The 5,977-nt window shown below is 42.5% G+C and carries 5 protein-coding genes; all 5 read right to left on the bottom strand.

The window, feature by feature from the left end; genetic code table 11:
• Nucleotides 1-225: 225 nt before the first annotated feature.
• The 5 genes from tig to ODU37_RS10385 all read right to left on the bottom strand — a co-directional run bounded on the left by tig (nucleotide 226) and on the right by ODU37_RS10385 (nucleotide 5,676).
• A complete protein-coding gene (gene tig / locus ODU37_RS10405; protein WP_024406467.1) occupies nucleotides 226-1,509 on the bottom strand; it encodes a trigger factor in 1,284 nt (427 codons plus the stop codon).
• 114 nt (nucleotides 1,510-1,623) lie between these two features.
• Nucleotides 1,624-2,223, bottom strand: a complete 600-nt coding sequence (locus ODU37_RS10400; protein ID WP_105158830.1) for a DUF1349 domain-containing protein — start codon at nucleotides 2,221-2,223, stop codon at nucleotides 1,624-1,626.
• Nucleotides 2,220-3,122, bottom strand: coding sequence for an alpha/beta hydrolase (locus ODU37_RS10395; RefSeq protein WP_105106289.1), 903 nt, complete (start codon nucleotides 3,120-3,122; stop codon nucleotides 2,220-2,222). Before ODU37_RS10395 ends, ODU37_RS10400 begins: the two co-directional genes overlap by 4 nt.
• Before the next feature lie 185 nt (nucleotides 3,123-3,307).
• Nucleotides 3,308-4,405 carry a pectin acetylesterase-family hydrolase gene (locus tag ODU37_RS10390; protein ID WP_153045515.1) on the bottom strand — a complete coding sequence of 366 codons (1,098 nt, stop codon included), beginning with the start codon at nucleotides 4,403-4,405 and terminating at the stop codon, nucleotides 3,308-3,310.
• Nucleotides 4,406-4,656: 251 nt separating this feature from the next.
• Nucleotides 4,657-5,676 carry an alpha/beta hydrolase gene (locus ODU37_RS10385; RefSeq protein ID WP_105158831.1) on the bottom strand — a complete coding sequence of 340 codons (1,020 nt, stop codon included), beginning with the start codon at nucleotides 5,674-5,676 and terminating at the stop codon, nucleotides 4,657-4,659.
• Nucleotides 5,677-5,977: the final 301 nt, after the last annotated feature.

Below are 5,977 nucleotides of genomic sequence, written 5' to 3'. Positions count from 1 at the left end.
GTAAAAATGAGGACAGGGAAGCCTTTTTATTTTGTCCAAATAGCCACTATTCTGGCAAAAAGACGGACTATCAGACCAATAAACAGAAAAAGACAAACATCAAGCGAGATGTTTGTCTTCATTCTGAGCCACCAGCATAGCTGGTGGTTTTCTTGTTTTTCTCTACGAGAAAAACTGGCTCGAAGCCATAACAAAAAACCCGACCAAGTCGAGTTTTCCAAATAATTATTTTACAGTTGCAGTGCTTGTGATCACTTCAACGGCTTTCTTCACAGCGATGTCGTGTTTAAGCATTTCTGGTGAGAGCAAGCTACGAACTTGTGCCACTTCCATCTTGTAAGTTGCTGCCAAGTCTTCGATTTCTTTGTTGATTTCTTCTTCAGTTGCTTCGAAACCTTCTGCTTTAGCTACTGCTTCAACAACCAAGTTTGTCTTAGTGCGTTTTTCAGCATCTGCTTCGTATTGTTTATGAAGGTCTTCACGAGTTGTACCAGTGATTTGGAAGTACATATCTGGTGAGATACCTTGTTGTTGCATACCACCCAAGAATTCATTGATTGCACGGTGAACTTCTTCGTGGATCATTTCTTCTGGCAATTCAACGATTTCAGCGTTTTCTACAGCCAATTCAAGAGCTGCTGATTCAACTGCATCGTCAAAGGCAACTTCTTTTGCTGCTTCCAATTCTTTACGGTACTTAGCTTTCAACTCATCAAGTGTTTCTACTTCTTCGTCGATGTCTTTTGCCAATTCGTCATCCAAAGCTGGAACTTCTTTTGCTTTTACTTCGTGGATTTTTGTCACGAAGAGGGCTGGTTTACCAGCAAGATCAGCTGCTTGATAGTCTTCTGGGAAAGTTACTTCAACATTTACTTCTTCACCAGCTGCGTGGCCTACCAATTGTGCTTCGAAACCTGGGATGAATTGACCTGAACCAAGTCCAAGTGAGAAGTTCTCACCTTTACCGCCGTCAAATTCAACGCCGTCGATTGAACCTACAAAGTCGATAACAACTGTGTCGCCTTCAGCTGCTGGGCCTTCTTTGATAACCAATTCAGCCAAGTTGTTGCGTTCGCGTTCGATTTTTGCATCTACTTCTTCGTCAGATACTTCTTTAGTTGCTTCTACTGAAACTGCCAAGTTTTTGTAGTCACCCAATTTTACTTCAGGTTTTGTCACAACTTCAGCAGTGATTGTCCAGTCTTGGCCTTTTTCCATAGATACAACGTCGATTTTTGGTTGTGCAACAACTTCAAGACCAGCTTCAGCAACTGCTGCTTCATAAGCTGCTGGTAAAAGAGCGTTTACTACATCTTGGTAAAGTGCTTCTTCACCAAATTTTTGGTTGAAAACGGCACGTGGCAAGTGACCTTTACGGAAACCTGGAAGATTGATATCTTTCTTAACTTTGTTGAAAACGCGGTCCAATTCTGGTTTGATTGCATCTTGACCGATTGTGAAAGTCAAAACGCCGCGGTTTGTTTCTTTTGCTTCAAATGATACAGACATTCTGTCATTCTCCTTAAAATTTTATTGCATACTCTTCATTATACCACAAATGACAAGGATTTCAACGATTTTATAATGGACTTTCGGGAAATGGCAGAGCTGGAAGCTAATCTTCTAATCTGGTTGCTGTCCGTCGTGAGCCAGCCACTTGCAGTCAGTCAAACTCATTTCGGAGAAGACCGCTTCAAAAGAAGAATCTTCTGGTGAGCAGGCATAAATACCGAAATGGATTTTACCATTACCTTCATGCAGGTGGCAGATCCGCATCTGCTCAAAATGGACACCGTCTTTAGAGTTTTCGATGCAGAAATCACTACCCCGTCGGCTCAAACGGTAATAGATTGACTTGACAGAAGCTGGTATTTCCTGAGTTGCCCAGTCTGAAAAGCCGTGATTGGTCACGACACTGCCCAAGTGCTGAAACTCCTCATTTTCATATTCAATCGAGCCCTTGATCCAGTTTTCCGAATCCTGATAAACCACGACACCACACTGGTCAAAGCGGGTATGACTATTGGAAAAATCTGTCCTAACCGTAAAGGAGAAATACTCTGCCTCCGTATCCATCAAGAGCAGGGGAGCATTGTCATTGACAAAATGGTAATAGGTTTTCTGCCACAAGTCCGTATGAGCTTGGGTTGTAATTCTGATTTCCTTATCTGAAATCTGGTAGTTTTCTGGTTCTCGTACCCAGTAAAAATTCTTGGTGTTCATTTGTTTTCCTTTCGTTTTTGACTATCTAGCCAGTCACCGATTGCTGCTTCTGCCTGTCTTGCCAAGTTTTCCTGCTCTGCATTGACCACTTGGCACATATCCGTCGTCGCCCCTGTCAAGCCTTCGGGGTTGTTGGACTCGATGAAACTATGTACAGCTTCTGGATAGGCGATGACATCCACCGTGCGACCTGCTTCTTTCATATCTTCTATAAAAGGCTTGGCCTTTTGGGAAATGGGGTCCTGACCTGCCAAGATAAAAAGCGTTGGCGGGAAGTCTTCCCCTTGATTTGCCACAGAAAGTCCCGTCGTCCAAGGATATGCCATGATCAAACCTGCCAAATCAAACTGTTCCTTGACCAATAATTCACTAGCAAGGGCGGCATAGTTAGCACCTGCTGAGTAGCCAATTATGGAAAACAGAGTCGGATCCACTCCGTAAGTGGCCTTTTCCTTGGCAAAATACAAGACCGTGTCCTTGATTTCCTCTGCTCCGTAGGAAATGGGTTGGACGTCCGCCTTGGTATAATTGACCGTTACAATAACAGCCTGCCACTGATCCGCCAGCCGCTGACTTTGCGTGTCTAGTACATCTGCATCTCCACCGACAAATCCGCCACCATGGACATTGACCACCAAGGGAAACAGAGTTTGACTGGCCTCACTTGGACGGTAAAGGTTGACATGAACAGGCTCTTTGTCAGGCCGCTCAATCACAAATCGCTCTCCTATCAGCTGACTGTCGGGTTTTACTAAGACTGATCGGTGGGCTTGATTGCTTGCACGATAAGACTGCAAAAAGACGGTATAACCGACCAGCAAGAGCAGACTAAATGCTGTCCAAAGGAACAAGAGGAGCAATTGGATTTTCCATTTTTTAGGTAATTCTCTAAACTTCATCTTATCCCACCATTACCTGAATCAAGGACCCCAGGGTCAGCCAAAAATAAAGCACCAATAACAGGGGTAAGAGCACCGCCGCAATTCGTAAACCAATCATCCATTTACGCCATTTTGGTGGCAAATCTTTTAAGGATTCCATGTTTTATTTTAATCCTTTCTTATAGAAAAAAGCTACTGAGAAATCATTCGTTTGTTTGGTTTAACAACTCCAACCCATAGGATTTAACATCTCCTGCTACACCGTCTTGTAACCATTGAGCGATACTTGGGTCTTCTCCCCTTTTCTCAAAGTATAGTTTGGTCCCTGTTGCTGTATGAACGGTTAAATGTCCCTCTTTTTGAGATACTTCATCCCAGATATAAATTCCACTACCAGGAATTTTCTCCTGCATCTCCATTACCATAGTTTTAAGCAACCCTTGAAACCTATCTCCTTCAGCTTGTCCAATTTTTTCTGGCAGGGCACTAGTCATTCCAGAGTCAAAAAATGTTTGAGCTAATGCTAAATTATAGTCGCGTACAGAACAATCAAATAAAATGGTCACATCTTTTCTCTTGCTATTCAGAGCGACAAGAGAATCAAGGACAATATTATCACCAGAAACAACATCGCTAAGGGGTTTGGGTGACTCCCACTCCTCAACCATTATCCTATGCCAATCATCAGTAATCAGAAGTGAGGAGTCCACATGAACAGTCGTATTCTGTGGATTATTGAATAGCTGCATGACATCATCTGCCAGAATAGCTGCCCCAAAACCACCTGCACTTGAACCCGTAATCACTAATTGTTCTGGAGAACTATCTATATAAGCAGACAACTTCTCTATTAGTTTACGGTAATTATGATATCCTTCATAATGAATCGTCTGCAAGCTGCCATCTAATGCAGCGTATTCCTGTGAGCCTGTACCTGCATGGAAATCTCCAGTGGTGTAGGGCACTCCTATAAATGTCCAATCTCTAAACGCATTATTCTCATCTGAATTTCCAATGCCCCATTCTTTTATGGCATACGTCATAACATTGAGCCCAGTATTCAATTGATCATTATAAAATCCACCTTCAACATCTAGAGGTCTTGCTGCTGTGAAATCATTCACGCTAAATCCACCGCCGTAAAAATATAAGACAACCTTATTCTCTTTACCTTTTCGAAAATATCCCTGCCATTTGCTACCATCTGAACTGACTGAACCATCAACATCGACTGAATACCATTTACCAAACTCTGGTTCTGAAGTCAGAGTAGGTAAGTCCTTACCCATTGTGTTTGTCACATAGAAGTCCACAATATGGTTAAAAGACAAGAACACTGTAACAGCTACTACTGCAATAATTGAAAAAATAAGGACTCACTTTTTCTTTTTTCCATTCCATCTCATGACATGATTCCCTTCCCTCTTAAAAATATACCATTGTTTTTACATTTTAGTTGACTCTATAAAACTTACCTGGACTACTGAAGATAACATTCTCATAGAGCCCCACCAACATCTTATTGGTGGCAAATCGTATAAGGTTTTTAATTTCATTCTTTTGTTCGATCTTCTAAAAATGTCATCATACGGTCAAAGGCTTCTGCAGACACAGGGTCATTGCGTAAATTTGACACAAAGCCATGCGGTTTTTCCAGTCCTTTTTCTGCTAAGGGATCGACCAACTCATGAACAACATCCGCCTGTTTCAAAGCCTTTTGAAGTGTGAGCAAATCGGTACGGTATTCACTGCCCAAAAGGAAACTTGCTGGATAATCCTTGGTCACATGGAGAATCGGGTTGTAGGCGTTTATCTCTTCCTGGCTAAGATAAATGGTCCCCGCCACATAGTTGCCCACCAGCATCTTGGCACCCAGAGAAAGCTTGGGATAATCCAAAGGGGCATCATCAATAACTAAGGCTTTGACCTGTTCTTTTGCGATACTTGGCTCCATGTCCAATAGCTGAGCGTAGTTCGGGTTAGCTAAGACACTGCCATATTGGGCAACCATAATAGCTCCCGCTGAAGAGCCCATTAGAACGACATTGTCCATATTCAAATGATATTCTGCAGCGTGTTCCTTTATATAAGCAATCGCCTGATTCATCTGAATGAGAGGCGTTGGAAAGTGGTAATCTGGCACCAAAGCGTAGTCCACATTTACAAGATTATAGCCCTTTGAAACCATATCATCAAGCAAATAAGTCGCTTCACTGGCTGCCAGCGGGTCGCCCATATTTTTACTACCTGCAAAGAAGCCACCACCATGGAAGTAAAAAAGCGTTGGACGATCAGCTTCTAGATCTTGGTCTGGATAGATAATATCTAAAAAGCTATTGGGATAGTCCTTGCTATAGGCAATCTCACTTTTCAGATAGTGACCATTTTCTTTCGGACCGTCAATGGCTTCATTAAGAGGACGATAGGAATTGGGCGAACTCTCCTGATAAATGAGAGATTGAATCATTCCAACTACTAGCTGCGGGTGATTTGTAACTGTCACATAGGTAACCAGGCCTAAGCCTGCTACAATTCCAAGCAACCACAAGAGATATTTTTTTATCTTTTTCATACACAATTCCTTTCTTTTTTCACATCAGACTTGTGAAAAAACTAGGAGTATTATACAATGAAAAGTATGGAGACAAGTGTCTCACACAAAATAAGACAGAAAGCGAAAAATGTCTCATGAAAGAACACTATGTAGAAAACCAGCTGAGCCAGACCCTTATCCAACTCTTACAAGAATCAAAACCACCAGTCGAACTGGTGGTTTGTTCTGCGGCTATAAGCCGCTTGTTCCGGCCAGGGCCAAAGGCCCACTGAAATAGCTTCCTCGCGCACCACTTTCCCGAGCAGGTGCTAAAGCACCA

This window comes from Streptococcus sp. 2021WUSS109 (assembly GCF_044427305.1).
In the GTDB taxonomy this organism is placed as follows: Bacteria; Bacillota; Bacilli; order Lactobacillales; family Streptococcaceae; genus Streptococcus; species Streptococcus suis.
Note: the sequence above shows the minus strand (reverse complement) of the source record. Positions and strands in the feature narration are given on the sequence as shown.

What these genes read in the sequence shown, in the direction of transcription:
- ODU37_RS10385 (WP_105158831.1), bottom strand. Translation starts at nt 5,676, where the DNA reads ATGAAAAAGATAAAAAAATATCTCTTGTGGTTGCTTGGAATTGTAGCA.
- ODU37_RS10395 (WP_105106289.1), bottom strand. Translation starts at nt 3,122, where the DNA reads ATGAAGTTTAGAGAATTACCTAAAAAATGGAAAATCCAATTGCTCCTC.
- ODU37_RS10400 (WP_105158830.1), bottom strand. Translation starts at nt 2,223, where the DNA reads ATGAACACCAAGAATTTTTACTGGGTACGAGAACCAGAAAACTACCAG.
- tig (WP_024406467.1), bottom strand. Translation starts at nt 1,509, where the DNA reads ATGTCTGTATCATTTGAAGCAAAAGAAACAAACCGCGGCGTTTTGACT.